This is a genomic window from Peribacillus sp. P4_C12 (assembly GCF_056402095.1).
Genome location: NZ_JBFUIB010000039.1, coordinates 1 through 22,846 on the forward strand (window position 1 = coordinate 1; position 22,846 = coordinate 22,846).

The window sequence follows — 22,846 nt, forward strand, 5'->3', positions numbered from 1 at the left end:
GTATCGACATAAACTGCTCGTTATTGACCTCCTTTATAAAAATAATAGAAACACTTATTGGGCAATTCAGCTTCAAATGATAAATACAAAAAAAATAACATTTTTTTCAAACCGTTTTGAGGTTTGTCTCGTTACCTATAGTACAAAGAATTTTTCCTGAAAGGAGAGAAGAAAGACGTGAAGAAAATTTTTTTTGTTGTTGGTTTGATATCAATAATGATTGTCGTGTTAGGATTTTCAACCGAAACGGATTCTAAACAGAGTCTAGCTGTCAACGATGTTGTAAAAGTATACGGCCCAGGTGGACCTCTTGGACCAATCAAGGAATTGGCGGATCAGTTTACTAACGAAACGGGTATAAAAGTTGAAGTAACTGCAGGTCCCGAAGCAAAATGGATTGATCAAGCCAAAAAGGATGCCGACATTATTTACGGAGGGTCCGAATATATGCTAACTGATTTTATGCTTAATCATCCGGGTATCATTAATGAAAAAACCCGTACAGAATTGTATTCGCGCGCAGCCGGAATTTTGGTTAGAAAAGGGAACCCCAAGAATATACAGTCTTTGGAGGACTTAACGAAGAGTGGCGTAAAGATTATTGATGTTAATGGAGCCGGACAACTGGGGCTATGGGAGGATTTAGCAGGAAGAAAAGGACTTATTCCTGGAATTAGTAGCAATATTGCTATTTCAGTAAAATCCAGCGCAGAAGCAATCGATTTATGGAAGGCAAATTCTAAATACGACGCCTGGATTACATATGAATCCTGGCATTACCGTCTGTCAGACGTGACAGAACTGGTTCAGCTTCCTGAAGAAGATAAGCTCTATAGAGGAACTCCTGTAAGTATAACAAGCACAACCAACAATAAGAAAGAAGCAGAACAATTTATTAATTATCTAAAATCTGATGCATCCCATCAAGTGTTTCAAAAGTGGGGATGGAAATAAATAAATGAGGAGTGGGATTATATGAAAAAATGGATGTTTATTTTAATGACTTTGACAATGGTGTTGGTTTTAGGAGCATGTGGAAATGACAGTAAAGATCCTATCAAGAAGGATCAAGTGGTGAATAGCACAGCTGATGATACCGCTGAGAGCCTGAAATTATTGGAAAGTGGAACAACGAGCGAGTACCTGGCTGATTCCAAAGGAATGACACTGTACTATTTCAAAAAGGATGAATCAGGAAAAAGCAATTGTGCTGGTGAATGTTTAGAAAATTGGCCGCCGTTCATGGCAAAGGATTTCAATGTGCCAATGGGCTTTGACAAAAAAGATTTTGGAACAATTAAAAGAGAAGACACTGGGGCAGAGCAAGTAACTTACAAAGGATTTCCGCTCTACTATTTTGTAAATGATAAGCAAGAGGGAGATGTCAATGGTGAAGGTGTGAAAGATGTTTGGTATATTGTAAATAATGAAACAGATTTTCCAAAATAAGAAAATAGAGGGAACGATCAAATAAAAGTGATCGTTCCTGTTGTTTGTTTTCCAAATTTACTTGGTGAGGAGTTGCAGGTGCGATTGGAAGAAAAACTTGATAAAGAATTAATGGCATTAGTAAAGAATAAGTATCGTCCTGCTCTGGAAGAACTTTATGACCGGTATATTAAATTAATCTATGGCTTTATTTTTAAATTCACAAATGGAAATGAAGAAAAAACAAAAGAGATTGTGCAGTTAGTTTTTTTAAAGCTTTGGACGACAAAAAGCAGTTATAACCCCGAAAAGGGAAACTTTGTGAATTGGCTTTTGACTGTTACACGGAATGTATGCGTGGATTATGTTCGTAAAGACAGTATTCATATTCGGAATAACAAACAAATGGATTTTAGCAAGCCCATTGATATTGAAGATCCGAATAATGATATAGAAAATGGACTTATAAACAGTGAAATTGCCAAAGCAAAAAATAAGTTAAGCAAGCCGCAAAAAAGACTAATAGATTTACTATATTGGAAAGGCTATTCGCTAACGGAAATTGCCAAAATTGAAAATGAACCGATTGGAACCATCAAGAGCAGACTACATCAGTCTCTCAAGCAGTTGAAAAAGTATTTGGAAGTAGGTGATTTGTAAATGAGTATAGAATGCGATAACCTGCTTTCATTTTTATCAGATGAGCTGGAAGAAAAAGAAAAAAAGGCATTCGCGGAACACTTAATCCACTGCCCCGAATGCACCAGGGAGTATGATCAAATGACGGAAGCCTGGAATTCATTGAAGTGGGATTTCGAAGAATTTGCCCCCCCTTCTTCCCTAAAATCAGAAGTTATGAATTTTGTATTTGAGAGTAATCCTGAAATTCCTGTGCGAAATGTGAAGAAATGGAGCAGTTTTTTCCGGAAACAGTTTACTCCTATTACTTCAGGGCTCTTGCTGGCCACTCTAGTTTTGGTCATCGTTCTGTTAAATTCCAATGTGCAACTAAAAAAAGAACTCTCAACTATCAATCTGCCTGTAGAGGTTGAAACGACACTTTCTTTACAGCCTGCTGATAAGACGGCTGTAAATATGAATACTGACGGAGTTGCATATGTTTTGCAACAAGGTGAAGAAAGAAGATTAGTCGTACAGATTCAGAATTTGCCTACTCTTAAAGAGTCAGAGGTTTATCAAGTATGGCTGCTGAATAAAGGCGAACGGGCTAATGCAGGAACTTTCAAGCCTGATGAAGCTGGCACAGGATTGTTGACATACAAGCTTATATTAAATGATCAATTCAATCAAATCGGAATCACAAAAGAACCAGACCCAAATGGTACACAGCCGAGAGGTAAAAAGATAGTTGGATCTTCATGACAATGAGAGACCTGCCTACATGAGGAGTCTCTTTTTTGGGATATTTTTCAGACCATACCTAAAGGAGTTTAATCATCCAATTGGCAGTTTCGATATTGTTCGATAAAATCGCAAATACTAAAGAAAGTACATATCGGATATGTACTTTCTTTTTTTATACTATTGAACTAAGCTGACGAACACCATAGAAGAATGGCTATTCATCTACTACGTTGTTCCTTTCGTACAAAGAAACAGCTGCTTAAAGGTCCTTCATCCTTTTTAAAGTATAAACTAAATACTCCCAGTTATTTATTGCTGAAGGGATACTTAGGTGTTCATCAGGTGTATGTACGGCAAACATATCCGGCCCGATTGAAACAGCATCTAATCCTGGTATCTTATCTATGAATACCCCACACTCGATCCCTGCATGCACAGCAATGATTTCAATCTCGTTATTATACTTTTCATTATATGTTTGTTCAAATAATTTCTTGAGCTTCGATTCAGGATTATATGGCCATTCCGGATAATCCGCATCTATTAATAGTTCACATCCAAGCATTTCCGCTAACACTTTTGCCTGAGTAACCATATTGTATTTCATGCTTTTGACCGAACTTCTGATTTCACTTTCGAATTTCATTTCTGTATTCGTTGTTGTTACGACCCCTAAATTCGTCGAGCTCTCAACCAATCCTTCTATTCCCATATTCATCCCCTGAACACCATGTGGGATTAACAGTAAGGATGTAATGGCTTTACGCACCGTTTCTTTGGACAAAACTTTTGTAGAGGAGCTATCGCTTTTTTCAAATCCAATCCATACTTCTGGGTCGGAAGATTGTAGTTCATTTTTAAACGTTTCATCCCACTGCTGGATTTTCTCAGCAATCTTCTGAACATCGTCTAAATGAATTAGAACACTGGCCTCTGCTTCGCGAGGAATCGCATTCCCTTTTAGACCTCCACTAATTTGCTGTACAGAGCAAGGGAATTCTGTTGTTAAATCCTGTAACAATCTACCCAATAGTTTATTGGAATTCCCTCTTTCCTTATTGATTGATATACCAGAGTGACCGCCTTTTAACCCTCTAATACTGATACAGTATGTTACTTCAGTATTTGACGCAGGTTCCCATATAATAGGAAGGATTTGCCTAACGCGTATTCCTCCTGCACTGCTAACTAGCAGCTTCCCATCTTCTTCTGAATCAATATTAATCAAAATTTTACCCTCAAAGTGAGATGCATCAACAGCAAGTGCGCCGTTCATTGTCGTTTCTTCTTCAGTAGTGATAACTACTTCAAGAGAAGGATGCGGAATATCATTTGAATCTAATAAAGCTAAAGCATAAGCAACTGCAATTCCGTTATCCGCCCCTAATGTTGTACCCGTAGCATACAACATGTCCCCTACAATCCTTAATTGAAGAGGATCTTTCTCAAAATCATGAATAGTATCCTTATTCTTTTCGCAAACCATATCCATATGCCCCTGGATAATTACGGTGGGCGCACTATTATAACCAGCTGTAGCGGGTTTTTTTATTATGACATTTAATGTGTTATCCTGTACTACCTCAAGGTTTCGATCTCTTGCAAAGCGAACCAGATAGTCACTAATCTCTTTCTCATTACCTGACCCTCTTGGGATATTGGATATCTCCGCAAAGTAATGAAACACTGGATGGCTTGTTAACTCTGCTAAATTGCTATACATAGGATACACCCTCTCATTTATCTTATTTGTAATGCCCAAATTCAATATCTCCATCAACTTTTTAATTCTTCACAAAATCATATTATCCTTTTCATTTTTCCTGAACGGAACGCAACCACTTTTGTAAACAATGGATACAGGATATAACCCAGGTAAACGCCAATCATATTCAATATAAGGTCATCAACATCCAAACTTCCTCGTCGAAAAACATACTGACAGATTTCAATGCTCAAGATCGAGAAAAATGGATAAAGAAATTTCCGAAAAGAGGACAACTCTTTCCCCTCCCTGGACATCAAGTACAGCCCAAATGGAATAAACAATCCTACATTGGCGCTAAGGTTATAAAAAGACACAAGCCAGTTAGTTTCGTTCGACAAATAAGAAAGAATCGTAGAAAAAGGGATAAAATTATACGAATAATCCTGCCCATTCGGTCGAAAGAACAGCAAAACCAATAATGAAAAACTGTATCCAATCATACCTGCCTGCCACCAAAACCGAGGAAGCATGATCGTTTCACCTCGAAACAAAAGAACCAGCATCGAGACAACAACCAAGATACAAACCCACACAACCACGATAACCAAAGGATTCAAATATAAAAGGAGCTGAAGAAAAACAGACAGCCCACACAAAAACAAAGCTTGCGATAACAAAAGGGAAAGAATAATCGATTTTAGTGACATGTATTTTTCTCCCCCTTCTATTTCTTTCCAAAAATAACTCATATCTTTTTATCCTAGGACATCTTGTACAAGGCGTCAACAAACTATATGAAAAAGAGACAGAACATAAAATTCTCTCTCTTTTTCMGTTTATATAGAAAACTCTTAGTATACTAAGAGTCGCTAATATGAATGTATGATAGTAAACAACCAATTAAATAAAAGGAAGGAGCTTCGCAATAGAAGTTAGAAATGCGGAGAACATATTATGGCTATTATCTGACATAAAAAGGCCTTCTCTATTCGCTAAATTACTAGGTTGTCTATTTAACTCCTGTCTTCTTGACCGAGTCACATTAAGGGTAAGTTATTATCTGCTCAACTTTATCAAGAGTAAGCGCATTACTTGGTATAAATTGAGCAGTTAATTGATAGTCACCTTTTGAAAGTAACTTCGAATTAACCTTTATTGTATACTCCCAAGTATCTCCTTTATTAAATTCTTTTTTGTGTTTTTCGGTCGGTTGAGATTCAATAGTAATAATATTGCCCTCTTCAATTGGACTATCAGTTAATGTGTGGAATTCTACGTCTATTTCATTACCTGTGCCAAATAGCAGATTAAAATTTTCATTTGTATTATTGGTAATTTTATAAGTAAAACTCTCGTAGTCTTTGGTTTTTAATTGATGTTCAATGGATTGTTTGACGTTAAGATCCATTCTGTTGTTCTTTTTGTCACTTTGAGCTATATAGTCAAAATATAAAAAGACAATAAGAAAAATAGCAACAATACATAAAACTAACTTTTTCATATATAACCCTCCGCAAATTTCCTTACTGTTCATGTAGAAATTCCGTTCTTTTAATTTCGAGCTTGTACATCCCCACTAAATCATCTTCCTGAATAACGTATATGTGGCAAAAAACCTTCCCTCATCCTACTTCTACTATTATTTTCGTTAGGTAATTTTCGTAACCCTTTACTGAGACTTCATCTAACATATACTCTTCGTATGAAAACGTTTTGAGGTTCAAGTTTTGACTTTGCATAAAGTTTACTATTTTTTCATATGTTTCGGAAATACTCTTATAACTCCCTTTATGATAGGCAACAATATATTGTCCCTTGGGCTTTACATATGTAAAAGAGCTCGCATGATTGTCCATAACTTTCGTGTACAAATATGAATAGTTATCATGGTCTCCTTGAACGATCTTTTCTTTGTTTATCATGGCCCCAATAGGGAAACCCGTATAAAACTTATTTCTATTACAGTAATCGATAAATTTAGATGTTGATCTTAAAAAATCAGCATCAGAAGAATTCAAGATGGAGTCACTAAGGAAAAGGTGTTCTTCCTCCTGAAATTCTAATGTGATTTGAGAATAATCAATACGTATCGCTTTTTCAGTGAGGGATATTTTCGTTTCAATAATCTTCTGTATTCGATAAAGATTATCTATTTTTTTTTCTAATTCTATGGATTTTTCTTTAAAAAGGTTAATTAATTCTATAGGTGATCTGTTAGTAAGAAACCATTTAATCTCTTTCAAGGGCATTTTAACTTCTTTTAAAAGTGTGATAACAGAAAAAACTTCAAATTGTTGATAGGAGTAATACCGATAGCCCTTTTCATTTTTTATATCGGGAGAAAAAAGCCCAATCTCATCATAGTGAATTAGCGTTTGTTTTTTTACATTACATAGTTTGGCGAATTCTCCAGTAGTAAAATATTTGCCTAAATTTCCATCGACCAATACAATCTCTCCCTTGACTATATGGTAACCATATACCTTAGGCTATTAGTATATCATGTTAACAAAACGGCTAAACATGAGGGAAAATGAGGAAGGATTAATATTATGACCATCACTATTAATGAAGTCACGAACGAAAATGTAAATGATATTTTAAAATTGGGAATAAACACAATGCAAAAATCGTTTATTGAAACGACAGAACAATGTTTAGAAGAAGCCATGGAGTGTAAATATTATAAGCCAGTGGGACTTTATTCAGACAATAGCTTGGTCGGTTTTGCTATGTATGGATTTTTTCCCGAGGAAGGGGAAAATGGAAGAGTGTGGTTAGATCGTTTTTTAATTGATGCTAGATATCAAGGTCTTGGGCTTGGAAGTATCATGTTAAAAGCTTTAATACAACGATTAACTAAAGAATATAATTGTAATGAAATCTATTTAAGTGTAATTGAAGATAATCAAGCTGCACTTCACTTGTATAAGAAATTCAACTTTACATTCAATGGTGAATTAGATATTAACAAAGAAAAGATCATGGTTAAAAAAGTATAATACATCAGAATGGTATAAATAGATATACATGTAAAATGCCACCTAATTGGTGGCATTCTATCTTGATAAACGCAATGGACAACAACTTGTTTTATTGATCAAGAATTTCATGCAAATAATCACCATGTCCTCTAACCAATTCTACTTCGCCCAACATAGATACCCAAAAGAATCGGAACGTTAAACCAGACTCTGCCCCACCACCTGTGGGATAGTGATTAAAGAAAGAATTCATACTTATCTCAGCAAGTATGCTTGGCACTAACTAAGTTATGAGGTATTTTAAAATTGAAGTCTCCACATATTCACCCCTGTACTTTATCTTCAGTAGCAAACTTATAATGATAACAAGTATGATACAACTCTTCTAATTCTTGTTTAGTTGGGACCCTCGGGTTATTAGCAGGGCTCCCGCTATCTATGGCGTCTCTTGCCATTTTACTGACTGAGAGATTAAATTTCTCCTCTTCTATTCCCCATCCTTCGAGATTAGGAATGTTCAGCTTTTGGCAAAGTGCCTTAACAGATTCTACCGCAACCAAAGCTGCCCTTTCTATAGAAAGGTTTTTATATTCAGTTTTAAAAATTCTCCCCAAATCCGCCAACCGCTCCATACAGGCTTCCTTGCTGAATTCCAATACCGCTGGCAATAGCATGGCATTCGAGTATCCATGAGGTACATGGAACAAAGCTCCAATTGGTCTCGACATTCCATGAACCAAACAAACGGAAGAATTCGAGAATGCTATCCCTGCTTGAAGGGCTCCTAATGACATCTTTTCACGGGCATCTATGTTATCCCCATCATCGTAAGCGTTTTCAATATTCTCCACAATCAATCTCATCGCGGACAGAGCCATTGTGTCTGTCATTGGGTGAGACCGTTTTGATAAATAGGCCTCAACCGCATGACTTAATGCATCCACACCCGTCGCAGCTGTTATATGTGGTGGAGAAGAAACTGTCAGCAACGGATCGACAATGGCGACTAAAGGCATAAAATTCGGCTGTTTAATCATCATCTTCACATCATCATCGGTGTTAGTAATAACAGTAGCATCCGTCGCTTCTGAACCCGTTCCAGCAGTTGTTGGAATAGCAATGTGCGGTATTGCCGCTTTGTCCGCTATTTTTCTTCCACCCATATATTCTCCAATATATCCACCATTCGTGGCAAGGACAGCAATTGCTTTCCCAGTATCAATACAGCTTCCTCCACCAAGGGAAATGATTAGATCACATGACTCCTTTTCAAAAAGTTCTAATGATTCTTCCACATATTGGTCTGTTGGTTCTGAATCAACTCCAAGATAAACTGCACTTGCTACTCCGTTGTCATGAAGATACTGACAACATTGATTGACGCAACCGAGTCGGCTCATTACCTTATCACTTATAATGAGTGCTTTCTTCCCACATAATGCCGCTTCCGCTCCCACTTTCTCAAAAGATTGCCGGCCATATATAATAGTCTGTGGCATTCTGAAAAATTCAAATCCCTTCACTTGATAATCCCCCTTTTGTTTTCATACAAATAAATAAAGCAAAAACCAATACCCCACATCCTTATTGAAAAGTACTGAAGAAAGTTCTAGTATCCCTGCAGAAAACATACAGAGCCTTGCATCCGAAATGCTTGACCCTGGAAGATATCATTCTCCATTACCTTAAAGTAAAAGAAAATGAAAAGGCAGCTGACATAACAGATTTATAAAACTACCAATGTACTAATTGATTCTGCTTCTTTGTTTTTTATTTAGATAATACCCGTTTTTTATCCTGATTATTATCTATAAATATCATCTGATTAACTCTTGAATACATATGCATCTCTGCTAGTGAATACAATGTAATAAATCTTTTTCACTAGGGGCGAAGATATGCCTAATAATCAGTTAACGACTCAACAAATGATTAGCATTATTAAAAATGGTCTTAAAAAGTCGCAAGTTCCCAAGAATATTACTATTGTGGGCGCAGGACTAGCAGGACTGGTTGCATCTTCTCTATTGAAGGAGGCAGGGCACAACGTCACCATCCTTGAAGCAAACAACAGGGTGGGCGGACGCACCTATACAATACACTCTCCCTTTAGCAATGGGCTTTATTTAAACCTAGGTCCAATGCGTATTCCTGAAGGTCATTTTTTGACATTAGAGTATATTAAAAAATTTGGACTAACCGTAAACCAGTTTATTAACCGAACTCCAATGGATATTCTTTATCTCAATGGTATTAAAACACGTCTTAACATCTTTGAACGGTCTCCTGGTATTCTCAACTTTCCCGTTGCCCCGAATGAAAGAGGTAAAAGCGCAGAGATGCTGGTGAATTTAGCTACACAGCCAATTCTCGATTTTATTAAACAAGATCCAAAGAGAAATTGGGATCTCGTAGAAAAAGAATTTAAAAACTACTCACTAGGTACTTTCTTAAACACTTACCATTATCAATATGCTACGACTTTTTCAGATGGCGCGGTCGATATGATAGGTTTACTCCTTGACTACGAAGCATATATGGGGATGTCATTTGTTGAAGTTTTACGAGAAGCGGCGTCCTTCGGAGCAAATCGTTTCTATGAGATAACCGGTGGTATGGATCTGCTTCCAAGGGCATTTCTGCCGCAATTAAAAGATGTCATTATGTTCTATCAAAGGATGACTAAAATTGTTCAACATAACAACCGTGTAACCATCCATTCCACTCATCAGCACACCTTAGAGCATTCCACTATAACTGGTGATCTTGCCATCATAACTATCCCCTTTTCACTGTTACGATTTGTGGAAGTTGAACCATACCATTCTTTTTCCTATTATAAACGGAGAGCGATTCGTGAGCTCAACTATATGGAAGCTACCAAAATCGGAATCGAGTTTAAAAGCAGATTTTGGGAAAGGCATCATCAATATGGTGGTAAATCCATAACTGACCTTCCGATTCGATTCACTTATTACCCAAGTCAGGGGATTGGTACAAAAGGACCTGCTGTGGTTTTGGCAAGTTATACATGGGCGGATGAAGCTTTAACATGGAACGGTTTATCAAAGAAAGATCGCATTCAATATGCTTTAAAGAACTTAGCTGAAATTTACGGTAACCAAGTCTATTCTGAGTTTGTTTCAGGAACTTCCTTTAGTTGGGTAGATAATGAATATTCTTGCGGAGCTTTCACTGCCTTTGAACCGGGTCAGGAAACCGAGCTTTATCCTTATATCTCTATACCTGAAGGAAGAGTGCACTTTGCCGGTGAACATACTACACTTACCCACGGTTGGATGCAAGGGGCGATTGAATCTGGAATACAAGTAGCATATGAAGTAAATGATTTGCCAAAATAAAACAGAAAAAAAGGTAAAATCAGCTGTTTACATAGGGACTTCTCATGTTTCCTAAAAAATTTCATAGAGTCCTAAGTTTATTACCATTTAGGACATTGAATATAGATGTATTTAAGACTATTATTGGAGTAAACGAACAAAAAGTCAATAACTTCCAAACAACAAACTATCTAAAAAATGGATATTAAGTAAAAGTATTGTCGCCCCAGTATTACCACATGTGTCATGGAGGTTCCCCCCCATGTATTAGAGAATAATCAAGGGCGAGGTTTCTCACGAATACGATTAAACCTTCTTATCCTCTATGGATGTGAAAAATGAAAAGATTAAAAGAAGATGTTTAGACTAAGAATGTCTAAACATCTTCTTTACATAGGACCTAATGATCTATTCAAAATGTTAGTAGCAATTTATTTAAAGTTTGTAAAAGTGTCCTTTTATGATGCTATAAATAAAATGGTTCTAGGGGCGTACCGGGTACTCCACAATGAACTCTTTGAATAATACTGACATATACTCTAACTTCCTCATATATTGCATTACATTTTCATGGTAAGTTTGCATAAACCAACTATCCGAACGAATGCAGAAATATCCTTTGATCCATATGATATAAGGCATAACTTTTTCCTCATCGGTTTTCAGTCTTCCAGGATTTTTCACTCGTTTCTTTTAGAGCCATTTTCGAAAACACTTTCTATTACATCCAACTCTTTTAAGCTTTTTGGAGTATTTCCATCCCAACAATATACACGCAAAAAAAACTCATTCAATATAAAATGAGTTTGAAAATAAAAACGCATTATGGATGTTTAAGCTTCAGGTTGCGTGATTAACTCAGGAATTACATAGTTGAAATGCTGCAAAAGGAAATGATGAGTGAATTAATTATTCAATATACTTGACCCTCTACTATCTTTTAATGTTCAATTATTTATTCGCATGATCCAGTTAATAAGGACCTCTGGATTCAGATGATATTACCTTTGAAAAAAAAATTTATCAATGGATTCTTTTTCTTATCTGTTATCCTTAACTCATTCATTATTATTTGATCCTCATGATCGGCTATCCATTTCCTTAGTGCATCTTTATCCTGGCATTGAGTTAAATACGTCTGTCCACCTTTACCTGTAGCGTTAACAACATATCTATTAAACGTCTTCTCCATACTTGCCCGCCTTTTTTATATAATGTATTAAAATTTCAAAATTCGAATGCAATGAAATTTGAGCTTTTCTGTATCTAATTCCAAAAGGAAATACCATATATATATTAGAAACATAGATTCGCAATGACATACGCTTCAAGAAATGATGTATAAAATTACTGGTGTCATTTTTCAAATTTATCGAACCTATCATAATGTCCCAACTAATTTTTGTCAATAAGTTTTTAATATGTAAATAAAACGTAAATTTTCTGTTTTGTTCTAGCAATATTTTTTTACAATTTAGGGGTTTACAACTAGTAAATGATGGGAGTAGAATACGTTTATCAATTTAATACATTTCGGCCTAAACTCAAGGAAATTGAGTACGGAGGACCCAATCATTTGGGGTTAATTCTGCCATGCAGAAGGGATGAGATCAGCTCTTTCGCCATCCTACCCGTCAGCTAACTTCGTCGGCTAAAGCGAAGGAGGTCATAAGACCGCCGATTTCAGGGGCTATTTTGTTTTTGTGGCAAAATAGCAGCCAGATGTTTACGTAGGTCTTTTTATTATGCATTAAAAAGGGATTTTCCAAAGAGAATTTCCTAAGCTCGACTCAATTAGGGATTAAGGATAATAAATACCTTTATCACACATAAAGAGGCTTGTGCCAAATGGCTTCATGTACAGGAAAAGTAACTTGGTCCATTGGTTGTACGAATAGAATGAAATACAAGCGAAATACTAACCCTACCACTGGATAACGATTTCCTGATGGAAACATCAGAGAGGTATATTTCGTTTTGTTATTATTGTAGCTTACTAATTTACAGGTAAGGATGATCATTTTGATAAAAGCAAAAGATTTGTTAGATCCGCCAAAAATTCTTGTACTTGGCTTTGCCTTCCTGATACTTGTTGGAGCCTATTTATTAACCCTGCCGATTTCCACTGAAAATGGGAATGGTCTTTCTTTTCTAAATGCTTTATTTACCTCAACCTCTGCTACATGTGTAACAGGACTTGTCGTAGTGGATACGGGAACCACTTTTACTAAATTTGGAGAGCTAGTCATTTTATCACTCATTCAAATAGGCGGGTTGGGGTTTATGTCATTTGCGACGTTTTTCTTTTTCCTATTAGGCAAAAGGATTTCTTTAAAAGGCAGGTTACTCTTGCAGGAGTCCTTAAATAATCTATCCATGGCAGGTGTAGTCAAGTTAGTAAAACGGCTTTTAATTTTCACGGCCATCATTGAAGGCATGGGTGCCCTTATCTTATCGATTCGCTTTTCTTTTGAYATGCCAATCGGCAAAGCAATCTATTACGGGGTTTTTCATTCCATATCGAACTTCAATAATGCCGGCTTTGATTTAATGGGAGAATTCAGGAGTTTGACTCCTTATGTATCAGATCCTTTCGTAACCCTTACAGTCGCTTCCCTGATCACATTAGGCGGAATAGGATTTATCGTGATGAATGAAATTTACGAATACCGTGTTACCCATCGTTTGTCTGTACATACGAAGGTTGTACTGATGGCTAGCTTAATCCTTACAATTGGAGGGGCCATTTTAATCTTTATATTTGAATTTGGAAATGCCAAAACATTGCAGCCTTTATCTTTCATGGGGAAAACGTTGGCTTCTTTGTTTCAATCCGTTACTCCGAGGACAGCAGGTTCTAATACATTGAATATCCCTGATTTAACACAACCCACATTGCTGCTTATCATTTTCTTGATGTTTGTTGGGGCTTCACCGGGATCGACTGGCGGCGGGATTAAAACCACCACATTAGCCACGCTGATTGGAACGGTTTGGTCACAGATTAAAGGAAAAGAAGATGTGGTATTGTTTCGGTACCGCATTGTGAATGAAACGATATTTAAAGCATTATCCGTTACTTTCATAGGGTTATTTATCGTTTCAACCATCACCATTCTGCTGACTATTACAGAAACCGGAAGTGATTTCTTGACGGTTTTATTTGAAGCCACTTCAGCATTTGCTACCGTGGGTCTCTCAATGGGATTAACCCCYGAATTATCCCCCATTGGTCGGATGCTCATAATTTTCACAATGTTTGCGGGCCGGGTTGGACCTTTGACTTTTGCTTTTGCTATCGCAATGAGACGTAAACCAGATCCATTCCGCCGTCCAAAAGGCAAAATCATGATTGGTTAATCATTAATGAGGGAGTGTTAAAGATGGGAAAACGACAATATGCCGTTATCGGTTTAGGAAGATTCGGAACGAGTGTAGCTCATAGATTATATACAGCCGGACAAGAAGTCTTGGGTATTGATGTAAGCGAGGAAAGAGTCGAGAATGCAGAATTAAGTGTAACTCATGCAGTTATGGCTGATACTACCGAAGAAGAGGCACTAAAATCCATTGGTATCCGTAATTTTGATTGTGTCATCGTAGCCATCGGAAATGATATGCAGTCAAGCATTTTAACTACATTGCTTTTAAAGGAACTAGGAGTGAAAAAGGTAATAGCAAAAGCTCTAAATAAACATCACGGTCAAGTGCTCGCTAAAGTTGGTGCTGACTGGGTTATCTACCCTGAAAGAGATATGGGTGAACGGGTCGCTAATCAACTCCTATCACCCAACATGCTGAACTATATAGAACTCTCAAAAGAATACAATATCGAGGAAATCATTATACCCATAAGCATGACAGGAAAAAGTCTCAGAGAGCTTGATTTACGTGCGAAATATAATATCAGTGTAATTGCCATCGTGAGTAATGGAGAAATTATCATAGCTCCGTCACCTGATCAGAATATCCTTGAAAAAGATATGCTTTTAGTGGTTGGTAATAAAGAAGATCTAGCCGTGTTTGCAAATATTGAATAACCTAGGTCCCTAATCAAGGAGCAGGATACCCTCTCATCGGTTCCGGCTTTCGCTGGACGAGATGACCTAAAAAAGATTGGGCTTATCGGCCAATTAAGAATGACTCATCGTATGACTTCGTGTCATATATATCAATCCCTATAAAATCTAAACAGTCAGCATCCGAAAAGAGAAACACTATTTTCGCAGTATCTGGATGAGTAACTGACTGTTTTACTGATTTATCATTCAATCTGAAAGAGTAAAAAAGCTCATGATCTGGACTTTTATCACAGTATCTCCTGCTAATTCAATTCCGATGATCGGAAGGTCGTTACCAAAATCCAGCATTATATCATTATTTTGTGGGAGCTCATCCGTATTTGAAATTTTGTATTTATATGGTTCAGCCAAGTAAATATAGCCCCTTTCTGCTTCATTATCATATGTTACTTGTTTATCCAATGGTCCACCGTCCTCAATCTATTTTTCTCTTCTACATGAAAACCAAATCTCCTTAATACTTCCTTACCATTCACGTAAGAATTCCCCCAGTTAAACCATTTTTAGCTTTATGGCCTTGTGTCCCAGCCTGTAGATAGTTTATTCATTTGTATGAATCGCTTGGGCCAGAGTGGATTTTATCGTTACTTTATCAAAAGGCAGTTGAAGTTGCACAGCAGTAATAGCTATGTCTGGACGAAGTCCCGAAAGAGTTGTATCAACCCCATTTAGATGTAAGGATTCAATCAATTTTGACAGTTGTTGAGCAGATACACTGTCGATTGCATGAACACCTGATAAGTCTATAAAAAGCCTAGTAACATTTTTTTCTGCACATTTTTGTAACCTGTTATCAAGCAAGAACATCCCTCTCATTGTGTCAATATCACCAATAAGGGGAAGTAACGTGGTGTTATCGTTTAGTGATATGACAGGAGAGCCTAATTCATTAATCGTTTCCTGTTGAGCTTTCATTATTTCATTAGAATATCTATTGGTAGCTTCAGTAAACCTCTCTAGAACTTCACTGAACATTGCAGGGTCTAGTTCACAAAAATTACTTTTTCCTAAATAAAGCAGTCCATAAACCAGATACCCCAAAGACTTCATTAGACCGCTTAAATTCCTTCATTTTACGTATTTCTATCTCTTCAAAATCCTTGAAAATCGTTCTTAGTTTTTCCTCAGTAAAACCTAACCCGCCTCTAAGACTTCCTAATCTATATACTTCCCAATCTGAAATATCTGCACCACCTAATATTCCTCCTTGAACAAAACAAGTAATCGCATAGAAACCCTTAGGCTTTAACGCCTTTTTCACCATTTCTATATAATTCATTCTTCTATGTGGAGCAATATGATGAAAGCAACCTGAATCATAGACGGTGTCATATTTTCCTTCTTCAATTTCTAAGTCAAAAATGTTTTTTTGAATAAAATTGATGTTCACTTTCTTTTCTGTTGCCCACTCTTTTCCCCATTCAAGAGCTTCTTTTGAAACGTCAACAGCATCAACTGAGCAGCCCTTTTGAGCAAAATAAATGGCATTCCTTCCAGGACCACATCCAAGTTCAAGAACCTCCCCTGAACCAAGTAACTCTCTGTCAAAATAATTAACTAAATTCTCGTCTGGTAGGTTTTCAAAAAAGGGAATCTCCTTTTCACGATCTTCATAAAAATCATTCCAGAATTTAGTTGGTTCACGCAATAACGAGTCCAGCATTTCTAATAAATCTTCATAGTTATAAATCGTTTCAGACAAAATATCCCCTCTTTTCAATTAAATCCTTCCAACTAATTGTACTGAATTCCAAAAAATTTATTCACCTGAAGTTATTTTTGATTAGAATCAGAGTTAGCTAGACAACTTAGAACAACCTAAGTCGATTTGACAGCTCTTCCCCTTTTTCTTGAACTTCAAGACGGTTCTGTAAATGAATGGGTAGAATACAAGTTGTTTTTTCTAAGTATTCAGCGGTAATGTTTTCTTGGTTTGTATCACCTGAAATTTCTTCCCCTATCATTGCTAAGACAAAAGATGATTGATTATATATGTTTTCTGCTATTTTTATAAATATCTCATCAACTTTATTTAACCAGGGGTTAAGTTCTTTTGTAAGCGGATATTTATAAGGATATATCTGCTCGAATATTGCTTGTGGTATTGATATATCTAACCAATCAGATTCGCCATCGATTCTGGTGATAGTGATTGCACAGGGCAAAGTATTTCCATCAGATATAAATAGTGTTCCATAAAAATGATTCACACTGTCATCTTCTATTTTTATTGGTAAAGAAATTGAATGCGTTTGAAAGTCCTGCCGTTCTTTCCAAATCCCGTTGAAAAATTTGCTTTTCTGCAATGAAACAAGAGCGTCATTCAATCTTTTATTATCTCCAACTGGGTGATACTCAATTGATAGTTCATAGAAACCGCCAATCCAATTATCAGGGTTAATAACTTCACTATAATTCATATATTTTCAACTCCATTTTATTAACTCTTTAAGAGTTCCTTGTGATGCAATTGGATTTTTGGCAAGCCGAATTAAGCATTTGTAAAATGCGATCTGTGATTAACTTTCTAATCTCTTCTTCAAGATTATCAACATTTTGCATGTTTATAATTATATATCGGATAATTTTCTGATTTATATTTATATTACAAAAATTAAAATATTCATGTATTATTATATAAAACAATGACTATAAAAAATAAGAAATGGGCCTATTATGTTGAATTATCTTAAATTTAGATCTAAATCATATATTGTTATTCTTTTAGGATTTCTTATTGGTATAACAATTTGTGAAATTTCATTTAAAAACCCAGATCATTTTACAGGTGTTACTTTCTTTCTAGTAGGTATTTTAATTGGAGAATACACAATGATAAAAAAGTGGCTAAAAGAAAAGTAAACAAACATGTTCGCTAATAAGTCTAAGTAGTTGGAATTATTAAATGGGTACAGGCTTATTTTGTTTTTCTTATTAACCCTATTCACTGGTGGAGTAATATTCTTTGTTGTTAAGCTGATTAACAAAGTGCTTTGTTGCTGCCTTTTCTTGATATAATTAGTTCTGTAAATAAGTACCCAGCTGGAAAGTATCTCGTTTGGGTTTCGTATTTGACTTCTTCCAAGCCACTTCTGAAACATACAACCACCAATTTAGTGATGTTATTCCGCGTTCTTCTATTTATCTCGTATTTTTTCCAAAAGCTCTATAACCAGTTTATTTTGCTTTTCTACCGGTTTTAACGTCTTCTCAATTGTATTCGTAGCTATAAACAAAACAAATAAGATAGGTATTCCAACAAACAACTAGTACTTCCCCTCACAAATGCATACTTGCAATCGTTACCATTTATATCTTTTCACCGACAAACTATCTTGTATCCCAATCTTCTAATGACATCATTTCAAAGTATTCCTCAAAGTCCAATCTTAAGGGAGTAATTCATTTAAGGGAATTACCTTCAGGATCTTGAAAATAAATAGCAGCGTGAGCTTGAGGGTTATAGGAAGAATAAGTGGTTGCTTTTCAGGAGGAAATCCAAACGCAATCTTTATTTGTATTCCCTTTCCTTCAAGCCAATCCTTTGCATTCTCGACATCTTTTATATCTATATTTAACGCAATATGCCTTAAAGAAGGGTGATATGGTGTGTCTACTTTATCTGTTTCCCATAATCCTAACCAGCTGTGTCCTTTCTCAATCCAGAAGAAAGCTAATGTATCATTTGATAGGCTATTTCTAACTCTAACTTTTTATAAAACTCAATTGAATTAGCAAGATTACTCACTGGTAGGTGTGCTTCATAAAGACCCTTATTCATTGTTTCCTACTCCTTAGTTAGGCACGTCATCTTCATTTACAAATTATTATCTTTCTATACATTCCATTCATCATAATCGATTGATCTTCTACGATTTTTAGATTTTTACCATGTCTAGGATACAAGTCTTCAAACCGCAAGCCAATATCTGTACCTAAAACTCTAATAAAAGGTCTAAGAAGCTTCTTCGGTAATGATAGCTGTTTATTTTTAGAGATAAACTTATCGAATATAATTATTTTCCCATCTTGTTTTAAAACCCTAATCATTTCTTGAAAACATTTATTTGCATCAGGCACTACAGAAAGGACCAAACTTCCAACTATATAATCAAACGATTCATTGTTGAATTCCATATTTTGTGCATCCATTTCTAAAAACGTGATAGAGGTATTTTCATATTTCTCCATTGCTTTTTTAAGCATATCAGTTGAGAGATCTATTGCTGTTATCTCTAAGTCAAAGTGCTTGATTAACTCTAAGTCGGCCCCCGTTCCTACGCCCACAAACAGAACCTTTTCTCTGCTATTAAACGATATCTCTTCAAATATTCTTCTTCTGGCATTTAAAAAGAGATATGAATTGAAAATTTCGTCATAAATTGGAGACCAAATCTTATATATCACTTTATTCCAAGAATTATTCAAATTCTCCCCTCCTAGATATCCCTTAACACTACTTCTATAGATCATAATAAATTCCTTCCAAGTATGCATTAAAGTTACAAATACCCCTTATTACACCAACTGTTTTTCTCGACAAAGTGTAGTAAAAACAATTTTCAACTCACAAAGCTAAGAAAAAAACACCAATAGCTAATAAGTAGATGATTCCGGATCAATTTCAGGGTCATTTTTCTTATATAAAAGGTTTTTTTCTTGCGTACTAAATGACCTAAAATTCTTATGCTCCCCCTAATGAATAACATTACCTTGACTGTCATAGTAATATGTTATAAGGTATACCAAAGGAGGTGAGGATTTGGTTCAACGAAAACTATCCTCTGACCTGCTACGCGGACATGTTGATACGATGATTTTAAAACTCCTGCAAAGTGGCGATAAATATGGTTATGAAATTAGTAAATTGATATATGTGAGTTCAAATGAGCAGTACGAAATAAAGGAAGCAACGATGTATTCCAGCTTAAAACGTCTTGAAAAAGACGAATGCATCATCTCCTATTGGGGAGATGCTACACAAGGTGGCAGAAGAAAATATTATAAAATCACCCCAATCGGAGAAGACACATATACGCAAAACAAAAATAACTGGGAGCAAGCCAAGCAAATACTTGAACGCCTCTTGTAGAAAGGAAGAAAAAATGTGATTGAAAAACTAAATGCACATGTTCACAGCATTTTTGCTCCGTATCAAAATGCCAAAACAGCAAAGGAACTGGAAGAAGAACTGCTGCAAAACTTAATAGAGAAATATAATGACTATAAACAAAAAGGTTCTAGTGAGCAGGAGGCTTATAGATTAACGGTGGATTCAATTGGAGAAGTGTCAGAGCTCCTAGAAGCATTTAATCTCCAATACAGTGAGCTTGAACAGGCGATAAACATGGACTATTCTAGGCAACGCTTATTGGATTCCGACTTCCGCTCGGTTTCGGTGCATGATGGAAAATTTAATTCCTGCGATTTAACCCGTTCTGATTTCAGCCATTCCGACCTAACGAACAGCACATTTAAAAGCAGTAACTTAAATAATTGTATCTTTGAAAACGTCAATTTAACGAGTACCCTATTTAAAAGTTCAAACTTAAAGGGAGTCATTTTTAAAAATAGTAACTATAACAAAACCCACTTTAAAAGCTGTAATTTAGCTGGTCTTATCTTTGATGGGGAAACATTTAACCAAACCATTTTTGAGGGCTCAACATTGAAGAAAGCATCATTTCGCGACGCAACACTCAAGAATGTTCAATTTCGAACGTCTGATTTAAAGAAAATCGACTTTGAAGGTGCGTCAATGGATAAACTTACTTACAACTTTTTAATTGGAGCTAAGGTTGATCTTAGCAACGTAACAATACTTTAAAGGAGGGATTTTTTATGAGTTTACCAATCGCCATTGTAGTATCTACCTCAATCATATGTGTGACTGTGTTCATAACTGCTGTGACATTAAAAGGGATGAGCATGGGAGACTAATCCAGCAGCAACTTTTTATCAGATTCCCCTTGCCCTTGCTAAGACTGAAAAAGTGTAAGTAGCCTTTCTTCTTTCCTTAAGTAGTGTGGCTTTACACAAGATTTCATCTTAATGGAAATGTCTTAGCTTGGTTTTTTATGTTTATTTAACATTTCCCCACTAATTTAAGAAACAGAACGTTCCCCTTTATTCGAGTTATCAATGAACTTAAAGAAAGGAAGTAATATTCCTAATAAAGATACAGTGCAGATAATGCTTCCTATTAAAAAGTACAATGGACGTATCCCCCAGATATCACTCAAAAATGTACCTGTTATTACCCCTAATAGCATCGTCCCTCTAATAATAAACAATCGAACCGAGGATATTTTCCCCATTATATGATTAGGTACGCTTTGTTGAAAAATAGTTTTATTATGAATACTAAAAATAGCCATAGCTATTCCAGCAAGAATTTCAGTCAAGAATGCAACAACTATACTATTGCTAATACCTAAGGAGATATATGTCAGACCTCCGATAATTAATGCTCCTAACATCAAAACCCTGCGACTCTTATGTTTTATTTTACTTACAAGCATGGAACCAATTACATACCCTAAAGGGAAACTAGCCATAAAATATCCGTACTCTGCATAACTACCAGATAACTCACCAGTGATATAGGGAAGAGTGATAACCATCGTAACTCCCACTCCAAATTGAACAAACGCCAAAAAGACTCCTAACCAAACGATGAGGGACTGTCTGAAAAAATAGGATAGACCCTCAATAAATTGGTTTAACCATGATTTGCGTATAGATAATGAGACTCTTGATTCTTGGATGAACAGCAGTATAAAACCACTTGTAATAAGCAATAAGCAAACAAGTGGTAATGTGGTTTTAACACCTAAGTACTCTACAACGACTCCCCCTCCAATTGGTGCCAAGAACGTCATTAATCGAATCGTTCCATCTAAATAAGCATTTGCAGCGCTTAGCTGGTTTTCAGGAACAATTGTAGGCAAAATTGATTGATTAGCGGGTGAATATAAGGGCGTAATTAAACCTACTATGATTTGGACTGTGAAAATGTGCCACGCTTCAAGATTCCCCGTTATTAATGAAATAAGTGGGATAAGAAAAATTACACCTCTACTCCACTGTGAAAGTATCATCGTCCACTTACGGCTCCATCTATCAATAAAAGGGCCAATAAATAATTGCAAAAGCAAGGATGGAACAAAATATAATATCCACATACTTCCCAAAGCCATAGTGGAACCTGTAAGTTGATAGATAAGAATTGAATTACAAAAGGTTCCAAAGGCAGCGCCTAATTCAGAGATCACATTACCAATCCATATGAAGAGAAATGAACGGTTCTTTAAAATATGCTGATTCATTTAAACGCTCACCTTCCTCTTCATCTGTTAGTCCATCCTCATTCTAAGACGACACCTGCTGGACTTCCTTTATTCGGTTTATTGCTAAACCAATGTATGACGTCTCCTAACAAATGAATGATAATCCTATTAGTTAGTACTTCTATATTCTTATTAATATCCCTTTTACGACCAGTTAATCTATATTAAGAGAAAGACTGAAATGATAGGGGTTTAATTTATTTTTGAAATGAAAACGTTTATCTAAAAAGGAAATGGAAAATTCGGGGCGAAAGGTAGAAGCCTAACTCCACTAACCGTGCAGGATAGTGACACCTGAAAAAAATAAAAAAAAGAACGACTTTTAAACAGAGTCGTTCTCTCAAATAAAACAATCGAATTTTTAATCTTTACTCCAGTATAGTGAACTAGTAAGACCTTGCTGCTCTATTGGGTGTGTATTCTTTTAATTCATTTGAGATTTATGCCATTTCCATGCACTTTCAATAATCTCGTCTAAATCTATTGCTGCTTTCCACCCAAGATCTTCATATATCTTATTGGCTGAAGCAACCAGTCGAGCTGGATCTCCCGGCCGACGATCTGCATACTCTATATTCGGTTTTACCCC

Annotated in this window: 23 protein-coding genes, 1 pseudogene and 1 riboswitch; of the genes and pseudogenes, 10 read left to right on the forward strand and 14 right to left on the reverse strand. The window is 36.0% G+C overall.

What is annotated here, in order from left to right:
- Positions 1-177 precede the first annotated feature (177 nt).
- The 4 genes from AC1DUW_RS09245 to AC1DUW_RS09260 all read left to right on the forward strand — a co-directional run bounded on the left by AC1DUW_RS09245 (position 178) and on the right by AC1DUW_RS09260 (position 2,811).
- Positions 178-954 (forward strand): extracellular solute-binding protein, encoded by a 777-nt coding sequence (locus AC1DUW_RS09245; RefSeq protein ID WP_053347777.1) that lies wholly within the window; start codon positions 178-180, stop codon positions 952-954.
- Positions 955-975: 21 nt separating this feature from the next.
- Entirely contained in the window at positions 976-1,449 is a 474-nt protein-coding gene (locus AC1DUW_RS09250; RefSeq protein WP_477642387.1) for a COG4315 family predicted lipoprotein, read from the forward strand.
- 84 nt (positions 1,450-1,533) lie between these two features.
- Entirely contained in the window at positions 1,534-2,088 is a 555-nt protein-coding gene (locus tag AC1DUW_RS09255) for an RNA polymerase sigma factor (RefSeq protein WP_477642397.1), read from the forward strand.
- Positions 2,089-2,811: an anti-sigma factor domain-containing protein gene (locus tag AC1DUW_RS09260; RefSeq protein ID WP_477642388.1), complete on the forward strand. Its 723-nt coding sequence runs from the start codon at positions 2,089-2,091 to the stop codon at positions 2,809-2,811.
- Between the two features lie 241 nt (positions 2,812-3,052).
- Here AC1DUW_RS09260 and AC1DUW_RS09265 read toward each other — a convergent pair whose 3' ends face one another.
- The 4 genes from AC1DUW_RS09265 to AC1DUW_RS09280 all read right to left on the reverse strand — a co-directional run bounded on the left by AC1DUW_RS09265 (position 3,053) and on the right by AC1DUW_RS09280 (position 6,948).
- Positions 3,053-4,516 (reverse strand): aminoacyl-histidine dipeptidase, encoded by a 1,464-nt coding sequence (locus AC1DUW_RS09265; protein ID WP_477642389.1) that lies wholly within the window; start codon positions 4,514-4,516, stop codon positions 3,053-3,055.
- Positions 4,517-4,593: 77 nt separating this feature from the next.
- A complete protein-coding gene (locus AC1DUW_RS09270) occupies positions 4,594-5,250 on the reverse strand; it encodes a VanZ family protein (protein ID WP_053347782.1) in 657 nt (218 codons plus the stop codon).
- A gap of 293 nt (positions 5,251-5,543) precedes the next feature.
- Positions 5,544-6,002: a hypothetical protein gene (locus AC1DUW_RS09275; protein ID WP_053347783.1), complete on the reverse strand. Its 459-nt coding sequence runs from the start codon at positions 6,000-6,002 to the stop codon at positions 5,544-5,546.
- Between the two features lie 121 nt (positions 6,003-6,123).
- Positions 6,124-6,948, reverse strand: a complete 825-nt coding sequence (locus AC1DUW_RS09280; protein ID WP_477642390.1) for a MerR family transcriptional regulator — start codon at positions 6,946-6,948, stop codon at positions 6,124-6,126.
- A 105-nt stretch (positions 6,949-7,053) separates the two neighbouring features.
- Between AC1DUW_RS09280 and AC1DUW_RS09285 the strand changes: the two genes are divergently transcribed.
- Positions 7,054-7,503 carry a GNAT family N-acetyltransferase gene (locus AC1DUW_RS09285; protein WP_477642391.1) on the forward strand — a complete coding sequence of 150 codons (450 nt, stop codon included), beginning with the start codon at positions 7,054-7,056 and terminating at the stop codon, positions 7,501-7,503.
- Between the two features lie 91 nt (positions 7,504-7,594).
- On the opposite strand, the gene AC1DUW_RS09290 is transcribed toward AC1DUW_RS09285, so the two are convergent.
- Positions 7,595-7,765 (reverse strand): NUDIX hydrolase, encoded by a 171-nt coding sequence (locus AC1DUW_RS09290; protein WP_157444343.1) that lies wholly within the window; start codon positions 7,763-7,765, stop codon positions 7,595-7,597.
- A 43-nt stretch (positions 7,766-7,808) separates the two neighbouring features.
- A complete protein-coding gene (locus tag AC1DUW_RS09295; protein ID WP_053348179.1) occupies positions 7,809-8,984 on the reverse strand; it encodes an iron-containing alcohol dehydrogenase in 1,176 nt (391 codons plus the stop codon).
- A gap of 399 nt (positions 8,985-9,383) precedes the next feature.
- On the opposite strand from AC1DUW_RS09295, the gene AC1DUW_RS09300 reads away from it, so the two are divergent.
- A complete protein-coding gene (locus AC1DUW_RS09300) occupies positions 9,384-10,847 on the forward strand; it encodes a flavin monoamine oxidase family protein (protein ID WP_053347786.1) in 1,464 nt (487 codons plus the stop codon).
- Positions 10,848-11,817: 970 nt separating this feature from the next.
- On the opposite strand, the gene AC1DUW_RS09305 is transcribed toward AC1DUW_RS09300, so the two are convergent.
- A complete protein-coding gene (locus AC1DUW_RS09305; protein WP_053347787.1) occupies positions 11,818-12,018 on the reverse strand; it encodes a hypothetical protein in 201 nt (66 codons plus the stop codon).
- A gap of 333 nt (positions 12,019-12,351) precedes the next feature.
- A riboswitch (cyclic di-AMP (ydaO/yuaA leader) is annotated at positions 12,352-12,494 on the forward strand.
- A 345-nt stretch (positions 12,495-12,839) separates the two neighbouring features.
- Between AC1DUW_RS09305 and AC1DUW_RS09310 the strand changes: the two genes are divergently transcribed.
- Complete coding sequence (locus AC1DUW_RS09310; protein ID WP_477642392.1) at positions 12,840-14,186, forward strand: TrkH family potassium uptake protein; 1,347 nt, start codon at positions 12,840-12,842, stop codon at positions 14,184-14,186.
- A 23-nt stretch (positions 14,187-14,209) separates the two neighbouring features.
- A complete protein-coding gene (locus AC1DUW_RS09315) occupies positions 14,210-14,866 on the forward strand; it encodes a potassium channel family protein (protein ID WP_053347790.1) in 657 nt (218 codons plus the stop codon).
- 228 nt (positions 14,867-15,094) lie between these two features.
- Here AC1DUW_RS09315 and AC1DUW_RS09320 read toward each other — a convergent pair whose 3' ends face one another.
- The 5 genes from AC1DUW_RS09320 to AC1DUW_RS09340 all read right to left on the reverse strand — a co-directional run bounded on the left by AC1DUW_RS09320 (position 15,095) and on the right by AC1DUW_RS09340 (position 19,336).
- A complete protein-coding gene (locus AC1DUW_RS09320) occupies positions 15,095-15,310 on the reverse strand; it encodes a hypothetical protein (RefSeq protein ID WP_477642393.1) in 216 nt (71 codons plus the stop codon).
- 138 nt (positions 15,311-15,448) lie between these two features.
- Positions 15,449-15,823: an STAS domain-containing protein gene (locus AC1DUW_RS09325; RefSeq protein WP_477642394.1), complete on the reverse strand. Its 375-nt coding sequence runs from the start codon at positions 15,821-15,823 to the stop codon at positions 15,449-15,451.
- An 82-nt stretch (positions 15,824-15,905) separates the two neighbouring features.
- The gene (locus AC1DUW_RS09330; protein WP_053347793.1) at positions 15,906-16,610 is read right to left on the reverse strand and encodes a class I SAM-dependent methyltransferase; all 705 of its coding nucleotides are present in this window, start codon (positions 16,608-16,610) and stop codon (positions 15,906-15,908) included.
- A gap of 106 nt (positions 16,611-16,716) precedes the next feature.
- Complete coding sequence (locus AC1DUW_RS09335) at positions 16,717-17,328, reverse strand: hypothetical protein (RefSeq protein WP_477642395.1); 612 nt, start codon at positions 17,326-17,328, stop codon at positions 16,717-16,719.
- Positions 17,329-18,721: 1,393 nt separating this feature from the next.
- The gene (locus AC1DUW_RS09340) at positions 18,722-19,336 is read right to left on the reverse strand and encodes a class I SAM-dependent methyltransferase (protein WP_477642396.1); all 615 of its coding nucleotides are present in this window, start codon (positions 19,334-19,336) and stop codon (positions 18,722-18,724) included.
- A 334-nt stretch (positions 19,337-19,670) separates the two neighbouring features.
- Here AC1DUW_RS09340 and AC1DUW_RS09345 point away from each other — a divergent pair, with 334 nt between their 5' ends.
- Together AC1DUW_RS09345 and AC1DUW_RS09350 are read left to right on the forward strand one after the other, a co-directional pair.
- Positions 19,671-20,000 carry a PadR family transcriptional regulator gene (locus AC1DUW_RS09345; RefSeq protein ID WP_053347796.1) on the forward strand — a complete coding sequence of 110 codons (330 nt, stop codon included), beginning with the start codon at positions 19,671-19,673 and terminating at the stop codon, positions 19,998-20,000.
- Between the two features lie 15 nt (positions 20,001-20,015).
- On the forward strand, positions 20,016-20,735 hold the full coding sequence (locus tag AC1DUW_RS09350) for a pentapeptide repeat-containing protein (protein WP_053347797.1): 720 nt from the start codon (positions 20,016-20,018) through the stop codon (positions 20,733-20,735).
- A gap of 277 nt (positions 20,736-21,012) precedes the next feature.
- Here AC1DUW_RS09350 and AC1DUW_RS09355 read toward each other — a convergent pair whose 3' ends face one another.
- The gene (locus tag AC1DUW_RS09355) at positions 21,013-22,236 is read right to left on the reverse strand and encodes an MFS transporter (protein ID WP_053347798.1); all 1,224 of its coding nucleotides are present in this window, start codon (positions 22,234-22,236) and stop codon (positions 21,013-21,015) included.
- A 445-nt stretch (positions 22,237-22,681) separates the two neighbouring features.
- Positions 22,682-22,846, reverse strand: a pseudogene (locus AC1DUW_RS09360) (UDP-glucose 4-epimerase GalE); the annotation flags it as partial.

What these genes read in the sequence shown, in the direction of transcription:
- AC1DUW_RS09250 (WP_477642387.1), top strand. Translation starts at nt 976, where the DNA reads ATGAAAAAATGGATGTTTATTTTAATGACTTTGACAATGGTGTTGGTT.
- AC1DUW_RS09260 (WP_477642388.1), top strand. Translation starts at nt 2,089, where the DNA reads ATGAGTATAGAATGCGATAACCTGCTTTCATTTTTATCAGATGAGCTG.
- AC1DUW_RS09265 (WP_477642389.1), bottom strand. Translation starts at nt 4,516, where the DNA reads ATGTATAGCAATTTAGCAGAGTTAACAAGCCATCCAGTGTTTCATTAC.
- AC1DUW_RS09270 (WP_053347782.1), bottom strand. Translation starts at nt 5,250, where the DNA reads ATGAGTTATTTTTGGAAAGAAATAGAAGGGGGAGAAAAATACATGTCA.
- AC1DUW_RS09275 (WP_053347783.1), bottom strand. Translation starts at nt 6,002, where the DNA reads ATGAAAAAGTTAGTTTTATGTATTGTTGCTATTTTTCTTATTGTCTTT.
- AC1DUW_RS09285 (WP_477642391.1), top strand. Translation starts at nt 7,054, where the DNA reads ATGACCATCACTATTAATGAAGTCACGAACGAAAATGTAAATGATATT.
- AC1DUW_RS09295 (WP_053348179.1), bottom strand. Translation starts at nt 8,984, where the DNA reads ATGCCACAGACTATTATATATGGCCGGCAATCTTTTGAGAAAGTGGGA.
- AC1DUW_RS09300 (WP_053347786.1), top strand. Translation starts at nt 9,384, where the DNA reads ATGCCTAATAATCAGTTAACGACTCAACAAATGATTAGCATTATTAAA.
- AC1DUW_RS09305 (WP_053347787.1), bottom strand. Translation starts at nt 12,018, where the DNA reads ATGGAGAAGACGTTTAATAGATATGTTGTTAACGCTACAGGTAAAGGT.
- AC1DUW_RS09315 (WP_053347790.1), top strand. Translation starts at nt 14,210, where the DNA reads ATGGGAAAACGACAATATGCCGTTATCGGTTTAGGAAGATTCGGAACG.
- AC1DUW_RS09325 (WP_477642394.1), bottom strand. Translation starts at nt 15,823, where the DNA reads ATGAAAGCTCAACAGGAAACGATTAATGAATTAGGCTCTCCTGTCATA.
- AC1DUW_RS09335 (WP_477642395.1), bottom strand. Translation starts at nt 17,328, where the DNA reads ATGAATTATAGTGAAGTTATTAACCCTGATAATTGGATTGGCGGTTTC.
- AC1DUW_RS09355 (WP_053347798.1), bottom strand. Translation starts at nt 22,236, where the DNA reads ATGAATCAGCATATTTTAAAGAACCGTTCATTTCTCTTCATATGGATT.